Here is a 25,100-nt window from a genome sequence, read left to right on the forward strand (position 1 = left end):
CCCGGAGTCACCCGGCGAGGGCCGCCGTCACGGCCGCCTCCGCGTGAAGGCGGGTGGTGGCGAACACCGGCAGGTCGGTGTCGTCCGGCCCGATCAGCAGCTCGATCTCCGTGCAGCCCAGAATGATGCCCCCGGCGCCCCGTGCGGCCAGGTCCCTCATCACCGCCTGATACCGGCGCCTCGACTCCTCCCGGACGTCACCCAGCACCAGTTCGTCGTAGATGATGGCGTTTACCACCGCCTGATCCTCCGGGCCGGGAAGCAGCACCTCGAGTCCATGGGCGGTAAGGCGGTCGATGTAGAAGGTCTGCTCCATGGTGAATCTCGTGCCGAGCAGCCCCACCGTCCGGAGTCCCGCGGCAAGGACCGCCCGGGCCGCGACGTCGCCCAGGTGGAGCAACGGGATGGACACGGCGTCCTCGATGGCTGCCGCCACCTTGTGCATGGTGTTGGTGCACAGCACCAGCAGGTCGGCGCCCGCGTCCTCGATCCGCCGTGCTTCCCCGGCGAGGATCTCGCCCGCCCGCTGCCAATCACCCCGGACCTGGAGGCGTTCGATCTGCGCGAAGTCAACGGAGATCAGAACGCAGGAGGCCGAGTGCAGGCCGCCGAGCCGGTCGCGGACCCCCTCATTGATGAGCGAGTAGTAGAGCGCCGAGCTTTCCCAGCTCATCCCGCCGAGCAGGCCAATGCGTTTCATGCGCCCACCGTAGCGGACCGGGTGGGCATCCGGGAGGTTCGGCGACGGCGGACAGTCCGGATGCGGATGTCGAAGCTGGCGCCGGCGGCCAAGTGTTCCGCCAGGGTTTCCTGCCCGTTCACCGGCGGGAACGCAGGATGTCGGTTTCCCCCGCCAAGGTCGGACGAGAGTTCAACGCCAGTTCGTCCCCTCGGAAGGCACACCCCATGAGTGAAACCACCCGCCGGCTGCTCCCCATGCTCGGACACACCAAAGGCAAGCGAAGCGCCGTCACCTGTGCCCTGAAGTGCGACAACGCCTGCTCCTCCGCGGTCTGCAATACCTCGGAGAACAACTACTTCCGCGATGTCGTTTCGGCCGAGTTTTCCCGGCGCAACCTGCTGGGCGCCGGCGCCGCGGGAGCCCTTACCCTGCTGGTGAGTTCGGCCGTCGGGCCCGGGAAGGGACTGCCGCAGGCGGTTGCCCTGGGCGGGCCGCGGAGCAAGCTCAGCTTTACACCCATCGCACCCGTGGACGCCCTCGTGGACGCCATGACAGTTCCTGCAGGCTTCACCTGGAAACCGGTCATCCGGTGGGGCGATCCGTTGTTCTCCAACTCGCCTGTGTTCGACGCAGGAAACCAGAGCGCGGCGGCCCAGGCCCTCCAGTTCGGCTACAACTGCGACTACACCGACATCCTCGCCCTGCCCGGCAGCAAGGGACGCCGTGCGGTCCTGTTCGCCAACCACGAGTACACCAACGAGGCCATCATGGTGCCCCCAAGCCTGGCCCCCGCAGAGGTGCGCGGGATCGGCAAGGCCGCCCACGGGCTGTCGGTCGTCGAGCTTAAACGTAAGAACACGGCGAAGCCGTGGAGCTACGTCCAGGGCGCGCCCCGGAACCGGCGCTTCCTCACCACGACCCCTTACGAACTCACGGGTCCGGCCGCGGGGTCCGACCTGGTGAAAACCATCGACGACCCGGCCGGCCGCACAGTGCTGGGCACGCTCGGGAACTGTGCGGGCGGCACCACCCCGTGGGGCACCATCCTCTCCGGCGAGGAGAACTTCAACGGGTACTTCGTGAGCGCCGGAATCAGCGCCGGGGACCGCCGGTACGGGCTGGGCTCCACGCCCACCGTCCGCGGCTGGGAACTCGATGAGGCCCGCTTCGACACCCGGCGACCCGGCTACGAAAACGAGAAGCACCGCTTTGGCTACATCGTGGAGGTCGACCCGTTCGATCCCACCTCCACGCCCCGCAAGCATTCGGCGCTGGGGCGCTTTAAGCATGAGGGTGCGAACGTGACCATTGCCCCTGACGGCCGCGTGGTTGCCTATTCCGGGGATGACGAGCGGTTCGATTACCTCTACAAGTTCGTCTCCACGAATACGGTCCAGCCCGGGAACACCCCCGAGGCGCGGCGCGCGAACATGTCACTGCTCTCCCAGGGCTCGCTGTACGTGGCGAGGTTCCAGGGCAACTCCGTGCCCGAGATCAACGGCGCCGGGGCACTGCCGACCGACGGCGCGTTCGACGGCGTCGGGGAGTGGCTGCCGCTGCTGCTGGACAATGAATCGGCGGTGCCCGGCATGAGCGCGGCCGAGGTGGCGGTCTTCACGCGCCTCGCTGCCGACAAGGTGGGCCCCACAAAGATGGACCGGTGCGAGGACGTCGAGCCGAACCCGGTGACCGGCAAGGTGTACGTGGCCTGCACCAACAACACCAACCGGGGAACCGGCACCAACGCGGCGGCGGACGAGGCGAACCCGCGGACCGCCAACCGCGACGGCCACGTGGTGGAGCTGACCGAGGCCGGTGGCGACGCTACGGCCACGCGCTTCACCTGGAACCTGCTGCTGGTGTGCGGTGACCCGGCGAAGAATTCCACGGCGTACTTCAGCGGGTATCCCGCCGATAAGGTCTCCCCGATCAGCTGCCCCGACAACCTCGCCTTCGATTCGGTGGGCAACCTGTGGATCTCCACGGATGGTCAGCCGGGCACCATCGGCTACTGCGACGGCCTGTTTAAGGTGGCCCTCGAGGGCGCCGAGCGGGGGCGGGTTGAGCAGTTCCTCGCCGTGCCGCGCGACGCCGAGACCTGCGGGCCCATCATCCACGACGACGAGCGCTCGGTCTTCGTCGCCGTCCAGCACCCGGGGGAGGACGGCACCTGGGCGGCCCAGGTGTCCCGGTTCCCGGACTACGTGCCCGCCGGCGTTCAACCGGCCCCCGGCCAGGGCGCGCTGCCCCGGCCCTCGGTGGTGCAGGTGTACCGGGGCTGAGCCCGCCGGGCGTTACCCGGCGGGGTAGGGGTGGTCGCGGAGCAGGCGGGCGAGGTGGGCGGCATTGCGGGCGACACCGGCCGTGGTGGCTGCCACCTTCTCCGGAACGGCGTCGAGGTCCTGGTAGTCGACTGTCTGCATTGCCTCCCCGACCCAGTAGGTGCCGCCTTGGGCCGGGACGCTGAACCCGACGTCGTTCAGGGCCTGCAGCATGTCGGCGATGGTCTTGTGGGCGCCGTCCTCGTTGCCTACTACGGCGACCACGCCCACCTTCTGGTACATGGTCGGGCGGCCGGTGTCGTCGGTTTCGGACAGTTCGGCGTCGAGGCGCTCCACCACCCGCTGGGCGATGCTGCACGGGTGGCCCATCCAGATGGGGGTGGCCAGTACCAGGATGTCCGCGGCGAGGACCTGGGCCCGGATGGCGGGCCAGTCGTCGCCGGCGCCCATATCCGTCTGCACCCCGGGCATGACATTGTGGTCCACCACCCGCACCGAGGAGGTGGCGACACCCTGGGTGGCCAGTTCCTGGAGAACATGATGTGCCATGAGGTCACTGCTTGAGGGTTCCGGAGACGGGGTGAGTGAACATATCAGGGCGACGGCGGAAAGCTCGGTCATGGCGGTCCTTCCCGGGTTATGGAACAAGAAGTGGGGAAACGGGCCGGCCACCGCGGGGGCGGGGAAGCCCCGACGGTGGCCGGTGGTGCCGGTTCGGATCAGGATAGACCTGACCCGTGCCGGATCGTACTGGTGATGCTCAGATGCGGTGCTGCTTACGCCTGATCGGTGCTGCGGCGGCGGACCATGTAGGTTCCACCTGCTGCTGCGGCCAGGACGAGGCCCCCGCCGAGGGCAAGGGCACCGACGTTGGATCCGGTCTCCTGGGTGGCTCCCGTGTCAGCGCCACCGTTGGGCATGGCGCCCATCTGCGAGGCGACAAGGGTTCCACACAGTGCCGGTGAGGTCGCTGCCAGCGGAAGGTCCGGGGTCAGGTCGCTCTTGGCTTCCTGGGCGGCCGGGCTCAGGGTTGCGGGGTCAAGACCGTGCACGACGACGACAGCGGTGCCGGCTTCGAGGGCGGCCTTGGTGTCGGCGTTGACCTCGAAGGTGCGCTGGATGGTGTAGCTGCCGCCCTGGCCGCCGAGCTTGACGTTCAGGCCCTCTTCGGGACCGGTGCCGCCGCTGGTGGACAGCGTGGTCACGATTCCGCCGTAGGAGGGGGCGCCTTCAGTGGTGTTGACCACGCCGTCACCGTTGGTGTCGGCAGCGGGGGTCGGGCAGACGCCCTCGGCGCCGCCGTGGATGTGCTGGACGTGGGGGTAGGGTCCGTCCATGAAGGTCTCGGCGAGGCCGGAGACCTGCAGGTTGACCGTCGCCTGGTCGCCCTTGACGTCGACGGTGATGGTGCCCGCGCCGGTGCTGCCGTTGAGCTGGCCCAGAGTGGAGGAGTAGGAGCCGTCCGCCGCCAGGGCAGGGGCGGCGGAGAGGGCCAGCATGCCGAGGGCGAGGGAGGGTACTGCGAGGAGCCGCATGTTCTTGTTCATGGAGATCAATTTCCTTCACTGTGCGGTGAGCGCACATCTTGGGATGTGCTTATAGGGTGTTCGGCGGGCCCTTCGGCGCGGATTGGTTGATCGGGGAAATAACCAAGAAATATTCAGCAGCCTTACCGTGTGCCGCATGTGACGGCTGTTTTCCGGCGAAAAACTTTTCGCTGTTACAGGTGATTCGTTTGTTGCGCATGGTCCCAGCGTGCAGGAGCATATCCCTATGGAATTGCTGAGCGCCGACGTCATCGACCTGCAGGAGGCCGCAGAAGGCCGGGAGCAGGGCCGGGTGGTGAGCGGTCTTGAAGAACTGGAGGCGCTGCGGCTGCGGCAGGTACAGATCCTCCTCGATGCGCGCTTCGCCTGCGAACAGGCGGAGGCGAGCGGGAAGGACGCCGGCCCGGGTACGGCCCAGAGCCGCTTGTGCGAAGCGGTGAGGGCGCTGGAGGAGGTCGACGACCTGTTGTTCAGTGTCAGGCTTGATCGCTCGGCCCCGCTCGCCGGCTAGACCGCCGGCCCACGACGTCGCTGCCGGGGCGCACCCGACCGTGCCCCCGGCAGCGGCCCTTCCCGTGGCGCACCCGGGCGCCGCCCAGTCGAGCGCCCTCCGCCGCTAGGAGCCGGGAACCCGCGGTGCAAGCATAATGATGGCCACGCCGGCTAGGCACACGCCGGCCCCCAGGATGTCCCACCGGTCCGGCCGGAAGCCGTCGAGCACGACGCCCCAGGCGAGCGAGCCCGCCACGAACACCCCGCCGTAGGCGGCCAGGATCCTCCCGAAATGGGGATCGGGCTGGAGGGTCGCAAGGAAGCCGTAGACGCCCAGCGCGATCAGGCCGAGACCGGCCCACCACCAGGGGCGGCCCTCACGGACCGCTTGCCACACCAGCCAGGCTCCGCCGATCTCGGCGACCGCGGCCAGGGCGAAGAGCACCACCACTTTCAGGATCATCTCCCCAGTCTCGACCATTCCGTGGACCTGGGCGGATCCGGCCCTCAGGACGTGTCCGCTAGCGCTGCACCCGGGCGGACGGGGGAGAGGACTGGGCGGGGGGCGGTGCCAGGGACGTCCGGTGATCCCCGGCGCCTTCCGGTGCCGGGATGAGGAGCCTAACCCCAAGGTAGCCGAGGAGGGCGCCGGCGGCCTGCGCGGCGATGAACAGCGGCACCGACCCCGGGGCGATTCCGGCAAAGGTGTCGGTGAACATCCGGCCGATGGTGATGGCCGGATTCGCGAAGCTGGTGGAGCTGGTGAAGAAGTATGCCGAGCCGATGTAGGCGGCGGCGACGGCAGGGGCCAGATGAGCCCGTCCGGTGCGGGCCAGGGTGAAGACGGCAAGGACCAGGCCGGCCGTGGCGACGACCTCGGCGGCCAGGTGGCCGGGGGTGATCCGCCCGGTGCTGCTCCACGCCGCGGGCGGCAGGTCGAACAGGACGTTCGCGAGCACGCTGCCGGCGATGCATCCGGTGACCTGGGCCGCGATGTAGGGGGCCAGCTCGCGTCGGGGCCGAAGCCGGAAGGCGTAATCGGCGGTGGTGACGAGCGGGTTGAAGTGCGCCCCACTGATTGGCGCCAGGACGCTGATGAGCACGAACAGCCCCAAAGCGGTGGCGAACGCGTTGATGAGCAACTGCAGGCCGGCGTCCTGGGACAGGTTTACCGCGGCGATGCCGGAGCCCACGACCATTGCCGTGAGCGCAGCCGATCCGATGAACTCCGCGCAGGCGCGGCGGAAAAGGGCGGAGGGGCGTGGGGTCACCGGCCCAGCATACGCATAGACTCTGATCTATGAGTATTTCGGACTCCACGGTCGAACTGAAACTGCTTGCCGATCCGACCCGTGCGCGGATCCTGTCGCTGATTCTCGATAGTTCCGGCGGTCGTCGCCTGGTGGGCAGCCTGGCGGCGGAACTGGGGCTGCGGCAGCCCACCGTGAGCTATCATGTCAAGGCGCTGCTGGCCGAGGGCCTGCTGCGGCGGGATCCGGAGGGACGGCAGGTCTGGTATTCGATTCCCCCCGATCACGTGGACCGCATCGCAGAGATGCTTCAGGGGAAGCGGCCGGTGCCGGTGACCGACGCCGTGCTGCGTCGGATCGCGGCTGACCTCACCACCCGCTTCGCCGGCACCTTCGGTCCTGAAACCGTCGACCGCTACGTGCGGGAATGCCGCACGCTGCTGGCGGAGAGGGCCGGAGCCGCCCGCCACCTCCCCTCGCTCACCGCGCAGTTCGCCGCGGAGCGGCTGTCCGCCCTGGCGAAGGAGGGGCTGCCGCCTGCAGGCCGGGTGCCCGAAGTGCTGTTCGTCTGCGTGCAGAACGCCGGACGGTCCCAGCTGGCCGCAGGGATCCTGCGGCACCTCGCCGGGGACCGCGTACGCGTCCGGACCGCCGGATCCGCACCGGCCGATGCGGTGCGCTCGGTCATCGTGACCGCGCTTGACGAGATCGGTGTTTCTCTCGGCGGAGAGTTCCCAAAGCCGCTCACCGACGAGGTGGTGCGCGCTGCCGATGTCGTGGTCACCATGGGCTGCGGGGACGCCTGTCCGGTGTATCCGGGCCGCCGCTACCTCGACTGGGACCTCGATGACCCGGTGGGGCTGCCGCTGCCCCAGGTGAGGGGTATCCGCAACGACATCGAGGCCCGCGTGCGCGAACTGCTCGCCTCCCTGGTCGGGGATCCCGGGAATCCACTCGCAAACCAATAGATTATCATCTATGCTTTGAAAACGCACAGTAAGGAACCCCATGAAACCCACGGTCCTCTTCGTCTGCATCCACAACGCAGGCCGGTCCCAGATGGCGGCCGGATACCTGCGGGAGCTCTCCGGCGGAGCCGTCGAGGTCCGTTCCGGTGGCTCCGAACCGGGCGATTCGATCAACCCCATCGCCGTCCAGGCGATGGCCGAAGAGGGAATCGACATCTCTGAAGCCGTTCCCCAGCTCATGACCACCGAGCAGGTCCAGGCCTCCGACGTCGTGATCACCATGGGCTGCGGGGACGTGTGCCCGGTCTTTCCCGGTAAGCGCTACGAGGACTGGGAGCTTGCCGATCCCAAGGGCCGGCCCCTTGAGGAAGTCCGTGCCATCCGCGATGACATCCGGTCCCGCGTCGAGAAACTGCTCGCCGGTCTGGTTCCGGCCGGCGTCCAGGAGGCATGACGCTTCCACACCTGTCCTGGGCATCGCACGGGGGTCCGAAGAGAGGGAGCGAACGCCAAAAGTGGTCAGTGGATGAGCTTGAGTCCGATGATGCCGCCGATGATCATCGCCAGGAAGACGATCTTCAGCAGTGACGCCGGTTCCGTGCCGGTGGCCATCGCGTAGATGATCGTGAGCGACGCGCCGATCCCCACCCACACGGCGTAGGACGTGCCTACCGGCAGCGTGCGCATGGCATAGGCCAGGCCGGCCATGCTGGCAAGGATGGAGATGACGAAGACGATGGTCGGGCCCATCCGGCTCAGGCCGTCCGACTTGCCCAGCGCCGTCGCCCAGACCGCCTCAAGGACACCGGACACTACAAGCACGATCCACGCCATGACAGACTCCTCCGGGCCGTCTTGTCGCACACCGGGTACGGCACCCATCGTCCGGGAACGCCCTGCTGGGCCGCTCCCTCCTATTTAGTCATGTCCGGGCCACAACCGCCAAGGCCCGCGGCGTCGCCGCCGGGGCCGGCCTGATCGTCGAAGGTGTTTGGGCGCCGCGGGTGGCTCCCCCACCGGCACTCCAGTCTTGGGGCGCGGCCGGTGCCGCCCGCGGGCGCATGAGCGGATCCGGACCCGATCCTTCAGCCCTACTTCGTGAGGTCCACGTGGGCGGCGATCTCCACCAGCTGGTCGGGAAGGGCCAGGGCGGTCACTCCCCAGGCATTGCTGGCGGGCCGGTGGTTCCCGAAATACTCCTTGTGGATCGGCCCGAAAGTGGCGAAGTTTTCGCGGAAGTCCCGCATGAAGATGTTCGTTTCGATGATCTGGTCGCGCCTGGCATTAAAGTGCGCCAGCACGCGGTCGATGTTCTCGAACGTCGCCCGGACCTGCGCCCCGAAGTCCCCGACGTGGAGGAAATTGCCCTCCGGATCGTGGGAGAGCTGCCCGGATATCCTCAGGGTCGTCCCGACCCGCAGCCCCTGGCAGTACCCGACCGCGTCTTCCCAGGGGAGGCCGAAGTTGAAGACCGAATCCGTATTTTCCATCTCGTGTCCCATCTGATCGTGAAGGTCAATGGGCGCGCCGATGGGTTGCCTCCGTCGGCACCCCATCCGGTCTCGGACGGGAGGTCAGGCTCCGTCCGATAACTTCACGATAGGCACGGCATCCGGGTCGGAGAAGGAATGTGACTCAGTTCGAGGAATGTGAAGGCAGGGGCCCGGCCCGGGCCCCTGCGGTGGGAGGTGCGTCAGTGCCCCCGGTCGATCCACTCCTGCAGGTGCGGGGCCTCCGCCCCGATGGTCGTTGAATCGCCGTGGCCGGTCAGCACCTCGGTGCCTTCCGGGAGGGTGAGCAGCCGGGTCCGGATCGACTCGATGATCGTGCCGAAGTCGCTGTAGGACCGCCCGGTGGCGCCCGGTCCGCCCGAGAAGAGCGTGTCTCCGGAGAAGACCACCCCGTCGGGTCCCAGGCCGGGGGCCCGGAAGCAGACCGACCCCGGGGAGTGTCCCGGCGTATGGATGGCGGTGAGTTCCACCCCGCCCACGGAAAACACGTTGCCGTCGGTGATCGCGGCGTCGGCGGCGGTGTCCGGGTGGACCTGCTCCCACAGCATCGTGTCGGCCGGGTGCAGGTGGACGGGCGCGCCCAGCCGCGCCGCAACGTCCCGGACGGCCCGGATGTGGTCGTCGTGGCCGTGGGTGAGCAGGACCGCCTTCACGGTGCGCCCGTCGACGGCGTCCACGACGGCCTGCGCGTCGTGGGCGGGGTCGATGACCACGCATTCCTTGTCATCACCGACGATCCACACGTTGTTGTCCACCTCCCACGTGCCGCCGTCGAGCGAGAAAGTTCCGGAGGTCACCAGGTGCTCGACGCGGACCCGGCCCGTGGCGTCGGTGCGCGGGGATGCCGCCCCGGCGCTCACCGGGCGGCTTCCGTCCGGGCCGCGGCAGCGGAGGCAGCCCGGCTGTCGGTGATTTCCACGACGGAGCGGAGCACCTTGCCGGCCTTCATCTTCTCGAAGGCGGGCTCCACGTCGCCGAGTCCGATCCGCTCCGAGACGAAGCCGTCGAGGTCCAGCCGGCCCAGCCGGTACTGGTCCACGAGCATGGGCAGGTCCCGGGAGGGCAGGGTGTCGCCGTACCAGGCCGACTTGATCGCGCCGCCGCGGCCGAAGACCTGGTCGAGCGGAATCTCCCAGGTGGTGCCGGGGGCGGGGACGCCCACGAGGACCAGCCTCCCGGCGAGGTCGCGCGCCTCGAAGGCCTGCCGGAAGGTCGCGGCGATCCCGACGGCGTCGATCACGACGTCGGCGCCGAAGCCGCCGGTGAGCTCCTGGATCGCCTCGACCGGGTCCTGTTCCCTGGAGTTCACGGTGTGCGTGGCGCCAAAGGATCGGGCGGTGGCGAGCTTGTCCTCGTCGAGGTCCACGGCGATGATCGTCGTGGCGCCGGCCAGCTGCGCCCCGGCGACGGCGGCGGTGCCGACCCCGCCGCAGCCGATGACGGCCACGGACTCGCCGCGCTGCACTGCGCCGGTATTGAGAACCGCGCCGATGCCGGCCATCACGCCGCAGCCGAGCAGGCCCACGGCCGCGTACTGGTGCTCCTCGAGGTCGCCTTCGATCTTCGTGCACTGCCCCGCGGCGACGAGGGTCTTTTCCGCGAACGCGCCGATGCCCAGGGCGGGGGAGAGTTCGGTGCCGTCGAGCAGGGTCATCTTCTGTGTGGCGTTATGGGTGTTGAAGCAGTACCAGGGCTGGCCCTTGCGGCAGGCCCGGCACTGCCCGCACACGGCACGCCAGTTCAGGATTACCCGATCCCCGGGGGCCACCTCGGTGACGCCCTCGCCGACCGCGGAGACGACGCCGGTGGCTTCGTGCCCGAGCAGGTAGGGGAAATCGTCGCCCACCGCGCCGACCTGATAGTGGTGGTCCGTCTGGCAGACCCCGCAGGTGAGGACGTCGACCAGCGCCTCACCGGGCCCTGGATCGGGAACCAGGATGGTCTCAACGGTGGCGGGCTCGTTCTTGGCCCGGACGACGACGGCTTGAACCTCGTGCATGGAAATCCCTTTCGGCTGGGGGAAGAGCCCACCGGGCCCGCGGTGCCATTCCCCGTGGGGAACTTGTCTCCTCCACACTACTGAAGACCAGCGGACTCAAGCAGAATCTCGGCTCCAGGACCTGAGGAGTCTTGACGTCTCGCCCTCTTGACGCCCCCGGGTCGCGGTCCGACGATTGAAGCCAGACGGCGCGGCGTCGGAAAGATCATGGAGCACGATTTCGGGACTGGTCAGGTGAGGGAGCACCCGCACGATGACGGCCGCGTGGCTTACCGGTTGCTCGGACCGCTGACGGTGACAGTTCGGGGGCGGCTGCTCCCCCTCGGGGGCCTCCGCCGCCGGGCCGTATTGGCGCTCCTGCTCGTCGCCCGGGGGGCATCCGTGGGCGAGGACGCGATCATCGACGCCGTCTGGGGGGATAATCCGCCGAGGGATGTACGCAACGGTCTTCAAAGCCACATTTCAAGACTGCGTGCATCGTGGGTGCAGACGGCCCCTGATCTGGAATGCCCGGTGCTGCGCACCCCGGGCGGTTACCGCCTGGCGATGACAGACGTCGACGTCGACGTGGACGAGGTGACCTCCTCCGTGGCTGCCGCAGGACAATCGCTGGATTCCCGTCCGGCCTCCGCTGTCTCGTTGCTCCTCCACGCACTGGGTTGTTGGCGCGGACGGCCGCTTCAGGAGTTCGCCGGTCTGCCCGGCTGGCCGGATTCCGCGCTGGCCGCAGAGCAGCTGCAGCTTGATGAACTGCACCGGAGGATCACCGAGGATTTGGTCGAAGCCCGCCTGGCGGCAGGGCTGTATGCCGAGGTGCTGCCGGACCTGCGGCGGATGACGGCGCAGGACGTTCTGAGCGAGAGGCCGCACCGCCTGCTGGCCCTGGCGTTGTACCGCAGCGGGAAACCCTCCGAGGCGCTGAATACGCTCCGCGGATACCGGGCGCGCCTGGCTGAGGAGGCCGGACTCGATCCGTCGGCGGAGCTCGGCGCACTGGAAGCCAAAATCCTTGCGCAGCACCCCGCTCTGGAACCGCAGCGCGGTGGGTTTACCGCCAATGCCCCGCGGGCTCCGCTGGCCTGGCTGCGCCCTCCGGCCCCCCTGCTCGGCCGGGACGCGGATTTGCAGCGGGTGCGGGACGCCATGGCCGTGTCACCGCTGGTGACGGTGACCGGCACGGGAGGGGTGGGGAAGACGCGGTTGGCCATGGAAGTTGTCTCCGCTCTGGCACGGGAAACCGATGCGTCCCCCGTGGTGGTGCTAGAGCTTGCGTCCCTGCGCCCTGGTGACAGCATTGACCCGGTTCTTGCCGGCATGCTCGGCGTTCGTCCGGGCCCGGAGGAGCCGCTCGGGGAAGTCCTCGTGGATTACCTGAGGACCCGGCGGCTGGTCCTGGTGCTCGACAACTGTGAGCACCTGCTCGTCGAGGTCGCGGACCTCCTCGAGCGGGTTCTCAGTGATGGCCCTGCCCTGACGGTGCTGGCCACCAGCCGGGAGCGGCTTGGGCTCCGGGCCGAACAGGTGGTTCCGCTGGGACCGCTTTCCACCCACAACGGAGCACAGGATTTCACGGAGGCGCCGGCCCAGGGGCATCGATCGGTGGCAACGCGGCTTTTCGAACAAAGCGCGCGGCGGGTCCAGGACGACTTCACGCTTGACGAGCGGACCCTTCCCGCCGTCGATGAGTTGTGCCGCCGCCTCGACGGCCTTCCCCTGGCGATCGAACTCGCCGCCGGTCAGGTGCGGACCCTCGGTGTGATGGGCCTGCGGGATCGGCTCGACGACCGGCTGGATCTGCTGTCCCTCCCGCGGCAGTCGTCCCTGCGGACCGTCATCGACAGGTCCTACGCGCTGCTCACAGCTCCGGAAAGAGCCATGTTCGCCGGACTGTCGGTATTTGACGGTGGGTTTACCCTCGAGGCCGCCGAGCGGGTCGCCGGCGGGGCCTTGACCGGAAGCTCGACGGTTAAGGCCCTCACCCGTCTGGTCGAGGCGTCCATGGTCTCGGTCCGCCAGGACAGGAGTGGACGCCTCCGTTACTCGTTGCTCGAGACCCTCCGCGCCTACGCCGCGGAACGGCTCGCGGCTGACACGGCGGCCGGCAGTGCGGTGCTCTCGCACACCGCCTGGGTCGTGGACCTCGTGGAAGAAGCCGAGGGTGCTCTTGAGGGACCCGATGAGGCGCAGTGGGTCGGAATCCTGGAAGCCGAGCTGCCCAATATCCGCACTGCGTGGCACGGATGTATCAGCCGGTCCGACCTCACGGCGGCCGCGAGGATCACGGTCGCCCTCGCGAACTACGCGCAGATCCACGAACAGTCCGAACTGTGGCCTTGGGCGCGGGCCCTGGGGGTCCATCCCGCCCTGGCAGGACATCCCCTTTCCGCAGCTGTCCAGAGCGCGGCCGCGCAGGCCGCCTGCCTGCAGGGTGATCTCGATGAAGCGGAGCGGCTCCTGGCCGCAGCGCAGCAGACCCTTAAGGCGCACCCGCACGTCTCACAACGGGCATGGTCGTGCGCGGCGTCGGCGAACATCGTGGCGATCTTCAGGGGCTCCTACCTCGAGGCGGAAAGGCTGGCCCGCGAAGCCTACGATGCGCCGTCAGTATCCCCGTTATGGCGGGTCATCCTGCTGGCGGACATCGCCCTGTCCCGGCTTTACCGCGGTGACATCGAAGGAGCGCGGGAGGCGGTGGCTCCCTGCGCCCGCCGGGCCGCCGACGTCGGTTGCCCTGCGGGCCGGTCCTTCGCGGCCTTTGTTGACGGTGAGGTGGCACTCGTTGACGACCCGGACCGGGCGGCGGCCGCCCTGGAGCAGGCCGTGGTGATCGCCCGGTCCGTCAAGGCGGGTTACGTGGAGGGCGTGGCCATGGTCTCCCTCCTATCGGGCGCCATGCGGAGGCGGGATTACCAACGAGCCGTGGACGCGTTTCCGGCCGTCATCGAGCATTGGCAGCGCTCGGGTATGTGGGTGCAACAGTGGACCACCCTGCGCCTGCTGGCTGAGTTTCTCGCCGACCTCGATCAGCCCCGGCCCGCCGTCGTCCTGCTCTCCGCAGCCGATTCCGCGGCCGAAGCGTCGGTGGTTGGAGGCCCCGAGGCCGGCCGGGCCAAGGAGCGCTGGGAGCGGCTGGTCCGCCGTCTCGGCCCTGAGGACACCGCGCGCTGTGTGGCCATGGGCTCGTCCATGGCCCGGTCGGATGTAATTGTCTATGCGCTTGGCATCGCCCTGCCCCGCGCACGCCAGGCGGCCGGGATCACGGTTGCCGCCCGCCCCTGAGGCGCTCGCACCGGGGGCCCGGCACCACCACAACTATCGTTCGGCGGCTCCTTAGGGCGAGGCACCGGAATGTCAGCGACCTGTGCGCGGTCTGCAAGCGCCCCCTGGGAACGTGGTCACACCACCAAAACGGTGGCCCATTCCAACGGAGGAGAGCCATGCAGATCAATGAAACGGAACTGACAGCCCTGACCACTCAGCTGGCCACCGAGCTCATCGGCGCGTGGGGGGTCGTTTCGATCCACCTTGGTGTGCGCCACGGGCTCTACCGGGCCCTTTTCACCGGTCCGGCGAGCCCGGGCGAGCTGGCCCAGCGGACCGGCACCAACGAGCGGCTGGTCCGGGAGTGGCTGATCGGCCAGTCCCTCGGCGGGTACATCACCGAGAACGCCGACGGACGCTACCGCCTGTCCCCAGAACAGGCAATGGTCCTCGCCGTGGACGATTCTCCCGCCTACCTGGGCGGCCTCACCGAGGTCTTGACCGCGACCGTCCAGGGGCAGCAACGCATCGACGCCGCGTTCAGCTCCAACGGTGCCCTGGCCTGGGGAGACCAAAACCCGGGACTGTTCGACGGCTTCGACCGCTCCTTTGGCCCGGTATACCGTGCGTGTCTCTTCAGCCAGTGGCTTCCGGCGCTGTCGGGAGTCGAATCCAAACTGACCGCCGGTGCCCGGGTGGCTGATATCGGTGCCGGGCACGCGACGGCGATCACACTCATGGCAGCCGAGTACCCGGCCTCGCGGTTCGTCGCCGTCGACCTGCACCAGGGTTCCCTTGATGCAGCCGCCAAGAAGGCGGCGGCGGAAGGAGTGGCGGACCGGATCCGGATGGAGAACGCCTCCGGAGCCGAGTACGGGGGAGGACCCTATGACCTGATCACGTTCTTCGATTCCCTGCACGACATGGGGGACCCGGAACAGGTGATCGCGCACGCTGCCCGGCAGGTGGCCGAGGACGGCTCCGTCATGATCGTTGAACCGATGACCGCCGAGGGACCCGACGACGCGGCGGGACTGTTCGCCGCGAGGCTGTTCTACCCCAGCTCGGCGATGCTCTGCACCCCTTCGGCTCTGGCCGGCGGCACGACGGCCCTCGGGAACCAGGTCCCGGACGAAACGTGGGCGCGCCTGTTCCACCGCAACGGGTTCACATCCTTCCGGCGCGTGGCGCAGACGCCCTTCAACCGCGTCTTCGAAGCACGCCGCTGACGTCCGAAGGAATCCGCGCCCCCTGATTGCTGCCGCCGGCGGCCGTCAGGGGGCGCGGATCAGCACCACCCAGGACGACACCTATCCCTGATCGCAGCCGCGCACTTTACAAAGCAGGCCGCATTTCGGCTAGGGGACATCGAAAAAGTGGCTCGTAGTGAAAACAAGGCGGGAAACCGGTGAATCGCGGTGTTAGCGTCCTCCCAGAACGTGTGCTCAGGCAACATGTTCACCACGGCGGTCCCCATCACGGAGCTCCGCCCGGCTGGGACATTTTCACTAAGGAGAACCCTTGAATTCCACCACCCCTACCCGGAGGATGCGGCGCGCGATGGCGCTCGCCGTCACCGGCGCCGTCGTTCTCGCCCCCGTGAGTGCGTAGGCCGCCCCTTCCACCGGCTCGGTCTCCCCGTCAACCACCTCCTCACCCGGCGCCGACGGCGCACCCCCCAGGTCCGACGACCGCTCCAACCCGGTGGCCGACGCCCGCCGCAACCGCAACCAGAAGGCGGTGGAGAAGGTCATCTCCGGCGAGGCCAAGGTCGAGGACCGCAACGGCCTCGCCCTGCCCGTCGACGCCCACCCGAAGCCGCTGACGTGGTCCGACGGAACGGTGGTGCGCAACCGCGTCCAGAGCTATGACGCCACCTTCGGCCGTCAGGCCACCGATCCGCTCAGCCTTCACCGCGAGCAGGCAACCGGCATGACGACGCTCACCGCGCCGTCGCAGCCGGGCATCACCGTCTTCAATGACACCAACCCCAATGCCTACTACGACCCGGCGAACCCGCAGGGCTCCGTCATCGTGGCCGGCACGGGCACCCGGATCGAAGTCGTCCAATCGAACCGGAACGGAATGCTCACCCTCCAGGTGCGCTGATCCGGCGGGCACAACGAAGGAGCCGGGAGGATTCTCCCGGCTCCTTCCGGGTCACCAGGCGGCTAGCTGAGCGGCCTGATGGCCACGAAATCCTCCCAGTGAAAGAGGTGGCGTCCCTTTCCCCCGTCCAGCTCCACCCAGAGCACACTGGCGTCCTCGACCAGCGCATCCACGACCCCGGGCATTGAATGACCGTTGGCGAGTTCGACGACGACGGCGTCCCCGGTGCTCAGCTCCTGCCAGCGGACCCGTGCGGCGGCGGCGCCGGTCACGGACGACCAGGCCTCGGGCCGGCCACGTTCGATACTCCTGGAAAGCAATTCGGCCCCTTTCAACGGACATACGACGCAAACCCGTGCCAGCCTGACAGGCGAAAATGAGCGTCTCCTGAGCCGCCGCTGGGAATCTGCCCCGCCGCCAGGAGGCGCCGCGGCCTCCGGGTGTCCGCCCGCCGGTCCCGGCTCCGCTGCCGACTTTGCCCCCGCCCGTTCCGGCGCGTAGAGTTCCCGCGCATGACCACCGTTGATGACCAGGGCCGGGTTGAACCTCCGCTCGCAGGTACTGAGGCCGAGACCCTGCTCGGCTACCTCGATTACCAACGCGCCACCCTTGCCTGGAAAGCGGGCGGGCTCGACGCGGCGGGGCTGTCCGCCACGGTCGGCGTCTCCGCCCTCACGCTGGGAGGCCTGCTCAAACACATGTGCTTCGTCGAGGACCACTGGTTCACCTACACCCTGCACGGCCAGGACCGGCAGCCCCCCTGGGACGCGGTGGACTGGAAGAGCGACCCCGACTGGGAGTGGCATTCCGCCGCCGGGGACACCCCCGGAGAGCTCCTGTCCCTCTGGGAGGGGACGGTAGGACGGTCCCGCTCGTTGACCGCCCAGGCGCTGGACACGGGAGGGCTGGACCAGTGTGCCCTGCGCCCCTGGGCCACTGGTGAGGCGCCGAGCCTGCGCTGGATCCTCGTCCACATGATCGAGGAGTACGCCCGGCACAACGGCCACGCCGACCTGCTGCGCGAATCCGTCGACGGGAGCACCGGAGAATAGCCCGGCCCCCTCCTCCGGCCGGCCCCTCCGCCGCGCCGGTCATCCGAGGGGGCAGGCCGCAGGCGGCTCCCCGGACGAGCGTGGAAGTATTGGGGGATGAGCGATTCCCTTCCATCCATCGAAGCGGCGCGGCGTGCGGTGGCGGCCCTGGCCGGCGGGGGTGTGCACGACGTCGTCGTCGCCCCTGGATCCCGCAGTGCGCCGCTGGCCTACGCGCTGGCCGAGGCGGAAGCCGCCGGGCAGCTGAAGCTCCACGTGCGCATCGACGAGCGCTCGGCCGGGTTTACGGCGCTGGGCCTTGCCCTGGGCGGGAAGCGGCCCGCGGCGGTTTTGACCACCTCGGGTACGGCCGTCGGGGAACTGCTGCCGGCCGTCATGGAGGCAAACCACGCGGCCGTGCCGCTGGTGGTGCTTTCGGCGGACCGGCCCGAGGAACTGCGCGGAACCGGCGCCAACCAGACGACGCAGCAGCCGGGCCTGTTCGGCAGCCACGTCCGGTGCGCTCTCGACGTGCCGGCGGGGGAGGACCCCGGGCCCTTCGTGGCCCGGGCGGTGCGCGAGGCCCGCGGCGGCGGAGCGCCGGCCGGGCCGGTCCAGCTCAACCTTGCCTTCCGGGACCCTCTGGTACCGGCCGGGGACGCCGGGGCCGCGCCGGTCGAAGTGCCGGCCTCCGGGCACGACGACGGTGCGACGCTGGCATCGGCCAGGCGAGACGGCGCGGCGGCCGGCTCCGCTGAGGCCCTCCGGGCGGGAGGGCGCCGGGCACCCTCGGCGCCGGCGGCCGGCGGCCCGGTCGTCGTGGCCGGTCACGGGGCCGGTGAACTGGCGGCGGTCTTCGCCGCCCACCTCGGGCTGCCGCTGCTGGCCGAGCCGTCCTCTAACGCCCGGTTCGGCATCAGCGCCATCGCCCCCTACCGTCTGCTCCTCGGGCACCTCGGCGCCGGCATCACCCGGGTGGTCGTCTTCGGCCGGCCCACGCTGTCCCGGCCGGTCGCCGCGCTGCTGGCCCGTACCGACATCGAACGGGCACTTTACCTTCCGGAGCCGGCGGCGTGGTTCGAGCCGGGCCGCCGCCCCGAGCGCATCATCGGCAACCTCCCCGAGCTCCTGGAGTTCACAGGCCCGGCGGCGCCGGGCTGGCTTGAGGCCTGGCGCTCCGCCGGTGCGGCCGCCGATGCGGCCATCGCCACCCTGCTCGCCGGCGAGGAGGGCCCCACCGGTCCCGCCGTCGCCGAGGCCGTCTGGGAGCAGACGGACGGGTTCCTGGTGCTCGGCTCATCGAACCCCATCCGGGACGTCGACCTCACCGCCGCTCCGGGCTGGCACCCGCTCGAGGTGTTCGCCAACCGCGGGCTGGCCGGCATTGACGGCACGGTGTCCACGGCCACCGGCATTGCCCTGGCCACGGGAGTGCCTACCCGGGTGCTGCTGGGCGACCTGACCTTCCTCCACGACGCCGGCGGGCTGCTCATCGGCGCCGGGGAGACCGAACCCGACCTGCAGCTGGTGGTGCTGAACGATCACGGCGGCGGAATCTTCGGCTTGCTCGAGCACGGGGAGCCCGCCACGATGGAACGCTACGGACCCGCCGTGGAGCGGCTCTTCGGGACGCCGCAGCAGGTGGACCTGGCGGCGCTGGCCGCCGCGTACGGGGTGGACTTCGAGCGGGTCACCACGCTGCAGGGCCTTGAAACAGCAATGGAGCGGCCCCTCCGGGGCCGCTCCATTGTTGAAGTCCAGGCGGATCGGCAGTCGCTGCGTGCGCTGCACTCAAGGATTCAGGACGCGGTCGCTGCGGTGCTCGCGCCCTGAGGCGCGGTGCGGACGGTCACGCCTTCGCGCCCTAGAGCACCTTGGAGAGGAAGCTCCGGGTGCGCTCGTGCTGCGGGTTGCCCAGGACGTCCTCGGGCTTGCCCTGTTCGACCACGACGCCGCCGTCCATGAACACCACGCGGTCGCCGACCTCCCGGGCGAAGCCCATCTCGTGGGTGACGACCATCATGGTCATGCCCTCCCGGGCCAACTGCTTCATGACCTCGAGCACGTCGCCGACGAGCTCGGGGTCCAGCGCACTGGTGGGCTCGTCGAAGAGCATCATGTCAGGATCCATCGACAGCGCCCGCGCGATGGCCACGCGCTGCTGCTGGCCGCCGGAGAGCTGGGAGGGGAAGGCGTCTGCCTTCTCCGCGAGTCCGACCTTGGCCAGGTTGCGCCGGGCCACCTCGATCGCTTCGGCCTTGCCGCGCTTCTTGGCGCGCTGCTGGGCGAGCGTGAGGTTGCCGAGCACGCTGAGGTGCGGGAACAGGTTGAACTGCTGGAACACCATGCCGATGCGGGTGCGCATCTTGTCCAGGTCGGTCTCCGGGTCGGTGATGTCGACCCCTTCGACCATCACCGTTCCGGTGGTGGGTTCCTCGAGCCGGTTGACGCAGCGCAGCAGCGTGGATTTCCCGGAGCCGGAGGGCCCGATCACACACACCACCTCACCCTGATCGACGTGGAAGTCGATGCCCTTGAGGACTTCATTGCTGCCGAAGCTCTTGCACAGCGCCCGGACTTCGATCGCCGGTTCGGTGGTGCTTACTGCCGAGGAGCCCTTTGACAAACTGGTCATGGCAATCACCGGCCTCTCTTGTTGTGTCGTTCAAGCTTCGCGACAAGTTGCGTCATCGGCAAGGTGATCACCAGGTACAGCAGGGACGCAACGACCAGCGGGGTGGCGTTGGCCTGGCTGGTCAGGGTGTCCCGTGCGAAGGTCGTCAGCTCCCGTTCACCGAGGGCCAGGCCGACGATGAACAGCAGCGAGGTGTCCTTGATCAGGATAACGAGTTCGTTCGTCAGGGGCGGGGTGATGATGCGGAACGCCTGGGGCAGCACCACGGAGACCATGGTCCAGCTCGACTTCATGCCCAGCGACCGGGCCGCCTCGACCTGCCCCTTGGGGACCGCTTCGATGCCCGCACGGATGGTTTCGGCAATATAGGCGGACGAGACGACGATGAGCCCGATCAGGCCCGCTCCCACGCTGCCTCCCGGCGGGCGCCATTCAAAGGCGATGGGGACGGCGTAGGCGAAGCCGAAGATCACCAGCAGCGCGGGCAGGCCGCGGAATAGCTCGACATAGCCGGTGGCCAGCCATCGGTAGGGCAGGACCGGGGACAGCTTCATCAGGGCCAGGATCAGCCCGAGAATCAGACCGCCGACGAACGCGATGACGGTGTAGATGATCGTGTTCTTGGCTGCGATGACGACGATCTCGGGCAGGGTCTGCGCGGCGACATCGAGGTTGAAGAAGTAGACGCGGATCCTGGCCCAGTCGGCGAGGAAAATGACGACGAGGATGAGAACCGCGAAGACCGCGTAGAGGACGCCCTGGAACAGGCGCCGGCGTGTAGAGGGTTTCACGCTGGGGAATACCTTCCTTCAGGAGGTGGCGCGCTGGTGCCCCGGCGGCTCTCGGCCACCGGGGCACCGGCAGTGTTTTCTACTCCGCGAAGTAGGTGTCGTAGATTTCCTGGTACTTGCCGTTGTCGCGCAGGGTCTTGAGCTGTTCATTGACCGCGGAGACCAGCTCCTCGCTGCCCTCCTTGGCGAAGGCGAAGCCGTACTGCTCGTCGGTCTTGTACTCCTCGGCGATGGTGAACTGGCCGTCCTCGGTGTGCCCGAGGTTCACCGGCAGGTCCTGGAGCAGGGCGTCGACGTTGCCTGCCTGGATGGCGGCGTACATCTCGGCGTCGGACGGGAAGTCGACGACCTTGGTGTCTTCGGGGACGTTCTCGCGGGTGTACGTGGCGCCGGTGGTGCCCTGCTGGACGCCGACGGACTTGCCGGCGAGGTCCTCGATGCTCTTGACGTCCGAGTCGGCCGGGACGAGCAGCGACTGCAGGGAGTCGTAGTAGGGCTCCGAGAAGGTGAGGCTCTTCTCCCGGTCAGGCGTGATCGTCACGGCGCTGGCGGCGACGTCGCACTGGCCGGCGGCGATGACGGCGCCACTCTGGAGGGCGTCGAATCCAACGTCCTGGACCTCGAGCTCCAGGTCCATGCCGGACGCGATCTCCCTCATGAGGTCCATGTCGAAGCCGGTGTACTCGCCGTTTTCCTCGAACTCGAACGGCGGGTAGGGGATGTCGGAGCAGACGGTCAGGGCGCCTTCGTTAACCAGGTTGAGGCCGCCCGCCTCACCTGTTGCCCCGGGTTCGTCGGAGCCGCCGCCGCAGGCGCTCAGCGCCAGCGTTCCGGCGGCCAGTGCGGCCAGCATTGCGGTTTTCGTGGAAAACATCGGATACCTCTGCGTTTGGACGGGTAGGAAAGGTCGTGTTGATTCTAACTGCACAAGAGATGTGCGTCACAGGCTACAGGAGATGCGTATTGGTAACCAACCATTTGCGGCGGGCAATACGGCCTTCCTAGTGGGAAAGGCCAAGCGCCTCGATCATCGGGCGGAATTTGCTCCAGGTTTCGGCCAGTTCGGCCTGCGGTTGCGAGCCTTCAACGATTCCGCACCCTGCATACAGCCGCACCCGGGTACTGCTTTCGATCACGGCGCCGCGCAGTGCGATGCCCCACTCGCCGTTGCCTTCGGCATCGATCCAGCCGACCGGTCCGGCGTATGGTCCGCGCTCAAGGTGTTCAAGCTCACGGATCAGCGCGCCGGCAACGGTCGTCGGAGTGCCGCAGACCGCCGCCGTGGGGTGCAGCGCCTCGACCAGGGCGAGCGAGGTCGGCACCTCGCCGCCGCCGTCCCGGGTCAACCGGGCACGGACGTCGGAGGCCAGATGCCAGACATTTGGCAGCTGCAGCACGAAGGGCTCGCTGTGCGAGGTCATGGAGTCCGTGAACGGTTCAAGCTGGCGGGTCAGGGAGTCGATGGCGATGGAGTGCTCGTGAAGCTGCTTCGCCGACCCAGCAAGCACCCGCTCGGCATACCCCGGGTCGTCCGCCGGGGCGCCCGCGCGGTCGAGGGTGCCGGCGAGCACGCGGGCCTGCGCCGTCGAATCCTCAACCTTGATCAGCATTTCCGGGGTGGAGCCGATCAGCCCGTCCACGGAGTACGTCCAGCAGTCCTCGTACCGCACCGCCAGCTCCCGCAGGACCTGGGCCGTGGCGACGGGGGATCCGAGTTCGGCCACCACGTCGCGGGCCAGGACGACCTTGCTCAGCTCCCCGGCCTGGATGCGCCGCACCCCGCCGGCCACCGCCTCAAGGTACTGCTCCTCGGTGAGCACCCCCGCAGCGAGCCGGTCTTCCGGGTGCGGGGCCCGGGCGGGGTCCACCTCCTCGAGGTAGGCAGCGAGGACCGCCTCCGCTGCCTCCGCACTCAGCTCGGCGTCGGCATCGTCAGTGATATAGGTCAACCAGCTTTGCCCGTCGCGGCAGCCGATGATGATTTCCGGCACGATCAGCCGCGAGGGGTGCCGCGAGGTCTTCGAGAAGGCGAAGGAGCCGAACGCCACCAGTCCGGTGCCCGGGACGGAGAGACCGTTGATTACCTCGGCGGATTCCAGCTCGCTCCGCCACCACCGCTGCGCCTCCGCGAAGCGGTCCGGGCCGGAGGTGGTGAAACGGGTCACCTCGCCGAAGGCAACAAGGCCGCCTCCGCGCCGGATCCAGGTATGGGCGTCATTGCGGACCACATAATCGAGAAGGCCCGTCTCGGGTTCGATCCGCCCCCGGGGGATGGTGATGCTTCTCAGGCCACCCGCGCGCCCGGGTGCAGGCGCAAGCGCGGCAGGAAAGGGATTGCTCATGATGATCCAAGCCTACTCCGGTGTGCGGGCGCGGCTTCCGGCGCAGCTCCGGAGGCGGGGGCCGGTCCGGCGGCCGCGGTCGGGTGGGGCCGTTTTGTTTGAGACAATGGGCGGGTGAACCGTGCATCACTGGAAAAGCGCCCTGATGAAGTAGCAGCCATGTTCGACGGCGTCGCGCCCCGGTACGACGTGGTCAACGATGTGCTCTCCCTCGGGCAGACGCACCGCTGGCGGCGCCTCGTGGTGCAGGCGGTGGGTGCCGAGCCGGGACAGCGGGTCCTCGACCTTGCCGCCGGGACGGGCACCTCCAGCGAGCCCTATGCGGACAACGGCATCGACGTCGTCGCCTGTGATTTTTCCCTCGGCATGCTCACCGTGGGCAAGCGCCGCCGCCCCGACATCAACTTTGTCGCCGGCGACGCCACGAACCTGCCGTTCGCCGACAACTCCTTCGACGCCAGCACCATCTCCTTCGGGCTGCGCAATGTCAACGAGCCGCGCAGGGCCCTCGAGGAGATGCTCCGGGTCACCAAGCCCGGCGGCCGGCTCGTCATCGCCGAGTTCTCCCAGCCCACCGTTGCGCTGTGGCGCAACCTTTACACCGAGTACCTCATGCGCGCGCTGCCGGCGATCGCCGAGAAGGTCAGCTCCAACCCCGACGCCTACGTGTACCTGGCCGAGTCCATCCGCGCCTGGCCGAACCAGGACGAACTGGCCGCCTGGATCACCGGAAGCGGCTGGGGCGAGGTTGCCTACCGCAACCTCAACGGCGGGATCGTCGCCATCCACCGTGCGGTCAAACCGGGCGGGACGCCACGGCCTTCAGCGGCCCCGGCCGCCCGCGCGCGGCTCCGCCGCCGCAGCACCCGGGCAGTCAACTAGTGTCAGTCCTCATCGTCGGGGCGGGCCCCGCAGGTTCCACCGCCGCCTATTACCTCGCCCGGGCCGGCGTCGAGGTCACCGTCCTTGAGAAGACGCACTTCCCGCGGGAGAAGGTCTGCGGCGACGGACTCACCCCGCGCGCCGTGCGCGAAATCCAGCTTCTCGGCCTGCCGCACGACGAAGCGGACGGCTGGCGGCGCAATAAAGGCCTGCGCCTGCTCGCCGGCGGCCGCACCGTCGAGGTGCCCTGGCCCGACCTGAGCGACTTCCCGGGGTACGGTCTGGTGCGCACCCGCCTCGGCTTCGACGAGGCCCTCGCCCGCCACGCCCGCGCGGCCGGCGCCACCATCCTGGAGGGACATTCGGTCTCCTCGGCCGTCCGGGACGCAACGGGCCGGGTCACCGGCGTCACCGTGAACCTGCTCGATGACGCGGGCCGGAAGACGGGTGAGTCGCGCACCTTCTCCGCCGACGTCGTCCTGGCCGCGGACGGGAACTCCACCCGCACCGCCGTCAGTCTCGGGATGGCCAAACGGGACGACCGGCCCCTCGGCGTCGCCGTGCGCACCTACTTCACCAGCCCCCGGCACGACGACGACTGGATGGAGGGCTGGCTTGAACTGCCCGACGCCACCGGACGCCCGCTGCCCGGCTACGGGTGGATCTTCGGAGTGGGGGACGGCACCTCCAACGTCGGGCTGGGCATCCTCAACTCCTCGTCGGAGTTCGGGAAGCTCGACTACAAGCAGGTCTTGCGGGACTGGACGGCGGGCATGCCCGCCGAGTGGGGGTTCACCCCGGAAAACCAGGTTGGGGAGATCCGCGGCGCCGCCCTGCCCATGGGCTTCAACCGGACCCCGCACTACAGCCCGGGCCTGCTGCTGCTCGGCGACGCCGGCGGAATGGTTTCCCCCTTCAACGGCGAGGGCATCTCCTACGCCATGGAATCGGCGCGCTTCGCCGCGGAGTTCATCGCCTCGGCCCAGGACGTCACCTCGCTCGCCGGAAGGGACCAGGTCCTCACCGGCTACGCCCCGCATATCCGGTCCCAATGGGGGAGCCACTTCACGCTCGGCCGGGTGTTCGCCCAGCTGATCGGCAAACCGGCCATTTTGCGGCTGGCCCTGCGCACCGGCATGCCGATTCCGGTGCTCATGCGCTTCGTGGTGAGGATGCTCGCCAACCTCACCGACGCCGGCGGGCGCGGCTTCGAAGACCGGGTGATCCACCTGCTCGAAGCGCTGGTGCCGCCCACCGCCAATCAGCCGCTGGCCCCCCGCGGTACCCGTGCGTCATCCGCCACCCCACTTGGTTAGGC

The 25,100-nt window shown here is 68.9% G+C and carries 25 protein-coding genes and 1 riboswitch; of the genes, 11 read left to right on the forward strand and 14 right to left on the reverse strand.

Annotated elements, in window-relative coordinates; all coding sequences use genetic code 11:
• Positions 1 to 7 precede the first annotated feature (7 nt).
• On the reverse strand, positions 8 to 700 hold the full coding sequence (locus E2F48_RS09745; RefSeq protein ID WP_133403785.1) for an aspartate/glutamate racemase family protein: 693 nt from the start codon (positions 698 to 700) through the stop codon (positions 8 to 10).
• 206 nt (positions 701 to 906) lie between these two features.
• Here E2F48_RS09745 and E2F48_RS09750 point away from each other — a divergent pair, with 206 nt between their 5' ends.
• Positions 907 to 2,964, forward strand: a complete 2,058-nt coding sequence (locus E2F48_RS09750; protein WP_133403786.1) for a PhoX family protein — start codon at positions 907 to 909, stop codon at positions 2,962 to 2,964.
• Between the two features lie 12 nt (positions 2,965 to 2,976).
• On the opposite strand, the gene E2F48_RS09755 is transcribed toward E2F48_RS09750, so the two are convergent.
• Complete coding sequence (locus tag E2F48_RS09755; RefSeq protein WP_133403787.1) at positions 2,977 to 3,585, reverse strand: flavodoxin family protein; 609 nt, start codon at positions 3,583 to 3,585, stop codon at positions 2,977 to 2,979.
• A 155-nt stretch (positions 3,586 to 3,740) separates the two neighbouring features.
• Positions 3,741 to 4,511, reverse strand: a complete 771-nt coding sequence (locus E2F48_RS09760) for a hypothetical protein (protein ID WP_133403788.1) — start codon at positions 4,509 to 4,511, stop codon at positions 3,741 to 3,743.
• Between the two features lie 226 nt (positions 4,512 to 4,737).
• Between E2F48_RS09760 and E2F48_RS09765 the strand changes: the two genes are divergently transcribed.
• Positions 4,738 to 5,022 (forward strand): hypothetical protein, encoded by a 285-nt coding sequence (locus tag E2F48_RS09765; protein ID WP_133403789.1) that lies wholly within the window; start codon positions 4,738 to 4,740, stop codon positions 5,020 to 5,022.
• Positions 5,023 to 5,127: 105 nt separating this feature from the next.
• Here E2F48_RS09765 and E2F48_RS09770 read toward each other — a convergent pair whose 3' ends face one another.
• The gene (locus E2F48_RS09770; RefSeq protein WP_133403790.1) at positions 5,128 to 5,466 is read right to left on the reverse strand and encodes a YnfA family protein; all 339 of its coding nucleotides are present in this window, start codon (positions 5,464 to 5,466) and stop codon (positions 5,128 to 5,130) included.
• A gap of 58 nt (positions 5,467 to 5,524) precedes the next feature.
• The gene (locus E2F48_RS09775) at positions 5,525 to 6,274 is read right to left on the reverse strand and encodes an aquaporin (RefSeq protein ID WP_133403791.1); all 750 of its coding nucleotides are present in this window, start codon (positions 6,272 to 6,274) and stop codon (positions 5,525 to 5,527) included.
• 29 nt (positions 6,275 to 6,303) lie between these two features.
• Here E2F48_RS09775 and E2F48_RS09780 point away from each other — a divergent pair, with 29 nt between their 5' ends.
• Both E2F48_RS09780 and E2F48_RS09785 read left to right on the forward strand, forming a co-directional pair.
• Positions 6,304 to 7,221: a metalloregulator ArsR/SmtB family transcription factor gene (locus tag E2F48_RS09780; RefSeq protein ID WP_133403792.1), complete on the forward strand. Its 918-nt coding sequence runs from the start codon at positions 6,304 to 6,306 to the stop codon at positions 7,219 to 7,221.
• A 40-nt stretch (positions 7,222 to 7,261) separates the two neighbouring features.
• Entirely contained in the window at positions 7,262 to 7,675 is a 414-nt protein-coding gene (locus E2F48_RS09785) for an arsenate reductase ArsC (protein WP_133403793.1), read from the forward strand.
• Between the two features lie 65 nt (positions 7,676 to 7,740).
• Here E2F48_RS09785 and E2F48_RS09790 read toward each other — a convergent pair whose 3' ends face one another.
• From E2F48_RS09790 to E2F48_RS09805, 4 genes are all read right to left on the reverse strand, one after another.
• A complete protein-coding gene (locus tag E2F48_RS09790; protein ID WP_133403794.1) occupies positions 7,741 to 8,055 on the reverse strand; it encodes a DMT family transporter in 315 nt (104 codons plus the stop codon).
• 10 nt (positions 8,056 to 8,065) lie between these two features.
• Positions 8,066 to 8,132, reverse strand: a riboswitch (guanidine-III (ykkC-III) riboswitch).
• Between the two features lie 180 nt (positions 8,133 to 8,312).
• Positions 8,313 to 8,711: a RidA family protein gene (locus E2F48_RS09795; protein WP_221411663.1), complete on the reverse strand. Its 399-nt coding sequence runs from the start codon at positions 8,709 to 8,711 to the stop codon at positions 8,313 to 8,315.
• A 203-nt stretch (positions 8,712 to 8,914) separates the two neighbouring features.
• On the reverse strand, positions 8,915 to 9,592 hold the full coding sequence (locus tag E2F48_RS09800; RefSeq protein ID WP_133403796.1) for an MBL fold metallo-hydrolase: 678 nt from the start codon (positions 9,590 to 9,592) through the stop codon (positions 8,915 to 8,917).
• Positions 9,589 to 10,731 (reverse strand): S-(hydroxymethyl)mycothiol dehydrogenase, encoded by a 1,143-nt coding sequence (locus E2F48_RS09805; RefSeq protein WP_133403797.1) that lies wholly within the window; start codon positions 10,729 to 10,731, stop codon positions 9,589 to 9,591. Before E2F48_RS09805 ends, E2F48_RS09800 begins: the two co-directional genes overlap by 4 nt.
• A gap of 264 nt (positions 10,732 to 10,995) precedes the next feature.
• Here E2F48_RS09805 and E2F48_RS09810 point away from each other — a divergent pair, with 264 nt between their 5' ends.
• The 3 genes from E2F48_RS09810 to E2F48_RS09820 all read left to right on the forward strand — a co-directional run bounded on the left by E2F48_RS09810 (position 10,996) and on the right by E2F48_RS09820 (position 16,101).
• On the forward strand, positions 10,996 to 14,010 hold the full coding sequence (locus tag E2F48_RS09810) for an AfsR/SARP family transcriptional regulator (RefSeq protein ID WP_165968738.1): 3,015 nt from the start codon (positions 10,996 to 10,998) through the stop codon (positions 14,008 to 14,010).
• A gap of 158 nt (positions 14,011 to 14,168) precedes the next feature.
• Complete coding sequence (locus E2F48_RS09815) at positions 14,169 to 15,221, forward strand: class I SAM-dependent methyltransferase (protein WP_133403799.1); 1,053 nt, start codon at positions 14,169 to 14,171, stop codon at positions 15,219 to 15,221.
• Between the two features lie 475 nt (positions 15,222 to 15,696).
• Positions 15,697 to 16,101: an immune inhibitor A domain-containing protein gene (locus E2F48_RS09820; protein WP_133403800.1), complete on the forward strand. Its 405-nt coding sequence runs from the start codon at positions 15,697 to 15,699 to the stop codon at positions 16,099 to 16,101.
• 62 nt (positions 16,102 to 16,163) lie between these two features.
• Here E2F48_RS09820 and E2F48_RS09825 read toward each other — a convergent pair whose 3' ends face one another.
• Positions 16,164 to 16,421 carry a hypothetical protein gene (locus E2F48_RS09825; RefSeq protein WP_133403801.1) on the reverse strand — a complete coding sequence of 86 codons (258 nt, stop codon included), beginning with the start codon at positions 16,419 to 16,421 and terminating at the stop codon, positions 16,164 to 16,166.
• Positions 16,422 to 16,613: 192 nt separating this feature from the next.
• On the opposite strand from E2F48_RS09825, the gene E2F48_RS09830 reads away from it, so the two are divergent.
• Both E2F48_RS09830 and menD read left to right on the forward strand, forming a co-directional pair.
• On the forward strand, positions 16,614 to 17,153 hold the full coding sequence (locus E2F48_RS09830) for a DinB family protein (RefSeq protein WP_133403802.1): 540 nt from the start codon (positions 16,614 to 16,616) through the stop codon (positions 17,151 to 17,153).
• Positions 17,154 to 17,249: 96 nt separating this feature from the next.
• The gene (gene menD / locus E2F48_RS09835) at positions 17,250 to 18,965 is read left to right on the forward strand and encodes a 2-succinyl-5-enolpyruvyl-6-hydroxy-3-cyclohexene-1-carboxylic-acid synthase (protein ID WP_133403803.1); all 1,716 of its coding nucleotides are present in this window, start codon (positions 17,250 to 17,252) and stop codon (positions 18,963 to 18,965) included.
• 31 nt (positions 18,966 to 18,996) lie between these two features.
• Here the strand turns inward: menD and E2F48_RS09840 are convergent, their stop codons facing one another.
• The 4 genes from E2F48_RS09840 to E2F48_RS09855 all read right to left on the reverse strand — a co-directional run bounded on the left by E2F48_RS09840 (position 18,997) and on the right by E2F48_RS09855 (position 22,900).
• Positions 18,997 to 19,767 (reverse strand): amino acid ABC transporter ATP-binding protein, encoded by a 771-nt coding sequence (locus E2F48_RS09840; protein ID WP_133403804.1) that lies wholly within the window; start codon positions 19,765 to 19,767, stop codon positions 18,997 to 18,999.
• A 5-nt stretch (positions 19,768 to 19,772) separates the two neighbouring features.
• Positions 19,773 to 20,558, reverse strand: a complete 786-nt coding sequence (locus E2F48_RS09845) for an amino acid ABC transporter permease (RefSeq protein ID WP_133403805.1) — start codon at positions 20,556 to 20,558, stop codon at positions 19,773 to 19,775.
• Positions 20,559 to 20,637: 79 nt separating this feature from the next.
• Complete coding sequence (locus tag E2F48_RS09850; RefSeq protein ID WP_133403806.1) at positions 20,638 to 21,432, reverse strand: transporter substrate-binding domain-containing protein; 795 nt, start codon at positions 21,430 to 21,432, stop codon at positions 20,638 to 20,640.
• Between the two features lie 127 nt (positions 21,433 to 21,559).
• Positions 21,560 to 22,900, reverse strand: coding sequence for an isochorismate synthase (locus E2F48_RS09855; RefSeq protein ID WP_133403807.1), 1,341 nt, complete (start codon positions 22,898 to 22,900; stop codon positions 21,560 to 21,562).
• Positions 22,901 to 23,014: 114 nt separating this feature from the next.
• On the opposite strand from E2F48_RS09855, the gene E2F48_RS09860 reads away from it, so the two are divergent.
• Together E2F48_RS09860 and E2F48_RS09865 are read left to right on the forward strand one after the other, a co-directional pair.
• Positions 23,015 to 23,782, forward strand: coding sequence for a demethylmenaquinone methyltransferase (locus tag E2F48_RS09860; protein WP_133403808.1), 768 nt, complete (start codon positions 23,015 to 23,017; stop codon positions 23,780 to 23,782).
• Positions 23,782 to 25,098 (forward strand): geranylgeranyl reductase family protein, encoded by a 1,317-nt coding sequence (locus E2F48_RS09865; RefSeq protein WP_133403809.1) that lies wholly within the window; start codon positions 23,782 to 23,784, stop codon positions 25,096 to 25,098. Before E2F48_RS09860 ends, E2F48_RS09865 begins: the two co-directional genes overlap by 1 nt.
• Positions 25,099 to 25,100: the final 2 nt, after the last annotated feature.

Source organism: Arthrobacter crusticola (assembly GCF_004357995.1).
In the GTDB taxonomy this organism is placed as follows: domain Bacteria; phylum Actinomycetota; class Actinomycetes; order Actinomycetales; family Micrococcaceae; genus Arthrobacter_D; species Arthrobacter_D crusticola.

Excerpts from the sequence above, each read along its gene's own strand:
- E2F48_RS09745 (WP_133403785.1), bottom strand. The coding sequence starts at position 700 with ATGAAACGCATTGGCCTGCTCGGCGGGATGAGCTGGGAAAGCTCGGCG.
- E2F48_RS09750 (WP_133403786.1), top strand. The coding sequence starts at position 907 with ATGAGTGAAACCACCCGCCGGCTGCTCCCCATGCTCGGACACACCAAA.
- E2F48_RS09755 (WP_133403787.1), bottom strand. The coding sequence starts at position 3,585 with ATGACCGAGCTTTCCGCCGTCGCCCTGATATGTTCACTCACCCCGTCT.
- E2F48_RS09760 (WP_133403788.1), bottom strand. The coding sequence starts at position 4,511 with ATGAACAAGAACATGCGGCTCCTCGCAGTACCCTCCCTCGCCCTCGGC.
- E2F48_RS09765 (WP_133403789.1), top strand. The coding sequence starts at position 4,738 with ATGGAATTGCTGAGCGCCGACGTCATCGACCTGCAGGAGGCCGCAGAA.
- E2F48_RS09770 (WP_133403790.1), bottom strand. The coding sequence starts at position 5,466 with ATGATCCTGAAAGTGGTGGTGCTCTTCGCCCTGGCCGCGGTCGCCGAG.
- E2F48_RS09780 (WP_133403792.1), top strand. The coding sequence starts at position 6,304 with ATGAGTATTTCGGACTCCACGGTCGAACTGAAACTGCTTGCCGATCCG.
- E2F48_RS09785 (WP_133403793.1), top strand. The coding sequence starts at position 7,262 with ATGAAACCCACGGTCCTCTTCGTCTGCATCCACAACGCAGGCCGGTCC.
- E2F48_RS09790 (WP_133403794.1), bottom strand. The coding sequence starts at position 8,055 with ATGGCGTGGATCGTGCTTGTAGTGTCCGGTGTCCTTGAGGCGGTCTGG.
- E2F48_RS09795 (WP_221411663.1), bottom strand. The coding sequence starts at position 8,711 with ATGGAAAATACGGATTCGGTCTTCAACTTCGGCCTCCCCTGGGAAGAC.
- E2F48_RS09805 (WP_133403797.1), bottom strand. The coding sequence starts at position 10,731 with ATGCACGAGGTTCAAGCCGTCGTCGTCCGGGCCAAGAACGAGCCCGCC.
- E2F48_RS09815 (WP_133403799.1), top strand. The coding sequence starts at position 14,169 with ATGCAGATCAATGAAACGGAACTGACAGCCCTGACCACTCAGCTGGCC.
- E2F48_RS09830 (WP_133403802.1), top strand. The coding sequence starts at position 16,614 with ATGACCACCGTTGATGACCAGGGCCGGGTTGAACCTCCGCTCGCAGGT.
- menD (WP_133403803.1), top strand. The coding sequence starts at position 17,250 with ATGAGCGATTCCCTTCCATCCATCGAAGCGGCGCGGCGTGCGGTGGCG.
- E2F48_RS09840 (WP_133403804.1), bottom strand. The coding sequence starts at position 19,767 with ATGACCAGTTTGTCAAAGGGCTCCTCGGCAGTAAGCACCACCGAACCG.
- E2F48_RS09850 (WP_133403806.1), bottom strand. The coding sequence starts at position 21,432 with ATGTTTTCCACGAAAACCGCAATGCTGGCCGCACTGGCCGCCGGAACG.
- E2F48_RS09855 (WP_133403807.1), bottom strand. The coding sequence starts at position 22,900 with ATGAGCAATCCCTTTCCTGCCGCGCTTGCGCCTGCACCCGGGCGCGCG.